Annotated in this window: 2 protein-coding genes; one reads left to right on the forward strand and one right to left on the reverse strand. The window is 58.0% G+C overall.

What is annotated here, in order from left to right:
* Positions 1 to 420 precede the first annotated feature (420 nt).
* Positions 421 to 1,470, reverse strand: coding sequence for a LacI family DNA-binding transcriptional regulator (locus VN887_13545; protein ID HXT41029.1), 1,050 nt, complete (start codon positions 1,468 to 1,470; stop codon positions 421 to 423).
* A gap of 292 nt (positions 1,471 to 1,762) precedes the next feature.
* On the opposite strand from VN887_13545, the gene VN887_13550 reads away from it, so the two are divergent.
* Positions 1,763 to 3,248 (forward strand): carboxypeptidase-like regulatory domain-containing protein (locus tag VN887_13550; protein HXT41030.1); only part of this gene is annotated, 1,486 nt, incomplete at its 3' end.

Consider the following 3,248-nt stretch of genomic DNA (forward strand, 5'->3'; position numbering starts at 1 on the left):
AAATTCCGCGACGCCAGGATTCACGTTCTCGTCGTAATTCCGAAACTCCGAGGCGTCCTTCCCCTCGCGGTACCTGCCGGCGATAAAATCATCCCACTGGTCGATGTGCTCCAACGGCTGTTCTGTCAATTGACTGAGCGCATTCATGGTGCGCCTCCTTTTCGTTAAAGCGAGGTTAAAGGGAACGGTACCGCTAACGTTTACCATACCGGAGTTGTCACTCGCAAGCCCCTATTTCGGTGAAAAGCCCGCCTTTACTCTGTCTACTCCAACGCGGTACATTGCCGGGGTAGGCGAACTACCGCATGGAGCTGAATTGATCAAAGCGATACTTACCGACAGCCATTTCTGGATTCCCCTGGTAGTTTTGATGCTGGGCATCGCACTTCTGGTCTTTCTGCATTAAGCCGGGCCTTTGAATCATGAGTTAGCCTTTGCCCGGGTTCTGGCGCGCGATCTCGCCGGACCCGCGGATGAGGCGCGAATGACGAGCTGAGGCTTGATGCGAATCTGCGTTGGAGTGGTAGCGGGATTCTTCACCAGGTCCAGTGTGAGCTTGCCCGCATGTTCCCCGAGTAAACTGGTCGACTGGTCAATCGAAGACAGCGGCACACGCAGATAGTCGGAGTAGCGCACGTTTCCGCAGCCGATAAACGCAATGTCGCCTGGAATCGAAAGCCCGGCTTCGAGCGTCGCCTGAATTGCGCCGATTGCGATGAGGTCGTTGTAGCAGAACACGGCGTCGGGGCGCGTCCTGGCCCGCAGCAACTGACGCATCCCTTGATAGCCCACTTCCTCCCCAGTCTCCTCCACACGCGGGTTGTCGATGATGGATTGCGCGCGCACCGGCAGCCTATACTCCCTGAGCGCGTCGATGTAGCCCCGCCGGCGGTCGGCGCCGGAAGTAAAGTCGGGCCCGGCGATGTGCGCAACCCGGCGCTTGCCTGTGCCCAGCAGATGTTGCGTGGCCATCAGTCCAGCGGCATAATCGTCTGTTCCCACAAAATGCGCGCGCAGGTGAGGGAAGTCGCGGTCGACCAAAATAAAAGGGGTCCGCTGATCTTCCGCGCCGTAAAAACCCTGAAGCGTGGGCTGACAGGAGGCGATCAGCAGAGCGTCCACGCCGCGTGCCAGCACGGTGCGAATCTCCTCCCGTTCAATTTTCGGATCCTCTTCAGATGATGCAAGAATCAACCCGTAGCCGCTCTGCCGCAGTGCTCCGTTCAGCGATTTCGCGAATTCGGCGAAAAACGGATGCAGAAGGTCAGGCACCACCAGCCCGGCGATGAACGTTTTTCCGCTGGCCAGGCCGCGGGCCAGCATATTGGGCCGGTAGTCCAGTTCGGCCACGCGCTTGAGGACGCGCCGCCGGGTCTCCTCGCTAATGTCGCCCATGCCGCGCATGGCTTTGGACACGGTGATGAGTGAGACGCCCAGGTCTCGCGCGATATCTTTCAGCCGAACAGCCATGGCGATGCATTCTCTTTTGCGGCGCTTGCAGTATACAAAACGTGCGACAGACAGAGTCATAAAAAGCGAAGCCGGAAGACGGCCGGGAAGAAATTCACCGAATATTTGCCCGGCGGCCCACATTTCCGCTTGATTTTTTCGTTAGCGGTAACGTAATCTCGTCGCATCCTGTAGAAGCCGTTCAGGCGCGCTCGATAAAAGCGCCGCGCGGCAAAGTTGTTGCGCAGGCGGTCTTTGCAGTTGAACGAGCAAGACACAAACTTGGAGGTCGTACATGAGGCAGATTCACAGCATGAGAACCATTCTGGCTTCTCTATTTCTCATCACCACGCTTTGTGCCACCACGGTTTTCGCGCAGCTCGACACAGGCCGGATTACCGGCACGGTGTTTGACCCTTCGGGTGCGATTGTTCCGGGCGCTACGGTTACGCTAACGAACACCGGGACCAACGCGGCGCAGAGCATGAAATCAACAAGCACCGGCACCTACAGTTTCTCTGGTGTTCGTCCGGGCACCTACAGCCTCCGCGCGGAAGCTCCAGGGTTCCAGACGTTTATTGCAGACGGTTTGCAAATTCACGTGCAGCAGGCTTTCACCGAGGACGTTCACCTTGCGACTGGGACGATATCTCAGCAGGTGACGGTCACGGCCGCGACTCCGCTGCTGCAATCTGAAAGTGCGGCAATTGGCCAGACGATCGACACCCAGGCGGTGAATGACCTTCCGCTGCAAACGCGCAACTGGGCTTCGCTGGCGCAACTTTCCGCTGGCGTGACCACCGCGCCCGTGGGCCAGCCGAGCGGCGACTCCGGCTCGTCAGTGAGCGCGTTCTTCTCGGTGAATGGCGTCAATCTCTGGCAGAATGATTTTCGGTTGAACGGCATCAACGACAACATTGAGATGTATGGCGGTTCTTCTGTGAACAGCAACGCGGCAATTACGCCGCCGCCCGACGCCATTCAGGAGTTCAAGTTGCAGACCGGCGATTTCAATGCTGAATTCGGGCACTCGACCGGCGCAGTCGTCAATGCGGCGATCAAGTCCGGAACCAATCAGCTCCACGGCAATGTTTGGGAATACCTGCGGAATGATGCCTTCAACGCGAATCCATGGTTCAACAATCACAACGGGACCGCGAGACCGGAGTATCGCCAGAATCTCTTCGGCTTCACGTTGGGCGGCCCGATTATCAAGGACAAAACCTTTTTCTTTGGTGATTACCAGGGCGGACGCTACGTTCTGCCCTCTCCGGCCACCAGCACCGTACCCACGCAGAGCATGATCAACAGCGGCTTTACCAACCTGCAGGACCTGATCACCGGCAACAGCGGTACGGCAACGGATGCTTTGGGCCGCACGTTCCCGCATGGAACCATTTTTGATCCGGCGTCTACACGGCAAATCCCGGCGGGCGGGGTGGATCCAATCACCGGACTGTCGGGCGCGCCGGGAGCCTATATCCGCGATCCGTTCTATACCGGGAGCCTGGCGGGCAAGACCAGCTTTGTCGGGGATACGGCGCAGCTCAACATTATTCCGTCCGGACGGCTCGACCAGAACGCGGTCAAGCTGCTCGGCGTTTATCCCGCGCCCACCCAGCCAGGGCTGCAAAATAACTTCTTCTGGACTCCAAAGAAGACCATCAGCACCAACTCCTATGACATTCGTATTGACCAGGTATTCAATGAAAAAAACATTCTGTTCGGCGTTTTCGACCGCAGCCTGAACACACAGGATGTTCCTTCGGGTTTGCCGGGGCTGGCGGTGGCGGAAAGCG

Origin of the sequence: Candidatus Angelobacter sp. (assembly GCA_035607015.1) — a bacterium.
In the GTDB taxonomy this organism is placed as follows: domain Bacteria; phylum Verrucomicrobiota; class Verrucomicrobiia; order Limisphaerales; family AV2; genus AV2.

Bases quoted from the DNA above. Each gene is read 5' to 3' on its own strand.
- VN887_13545 (HXT41029.1), bottom strand. From the start codon at position 1,470: ATGGCTGTTCGGCTGAAAGATATCGCGCGAGACCTGGGCGTCTCACTC.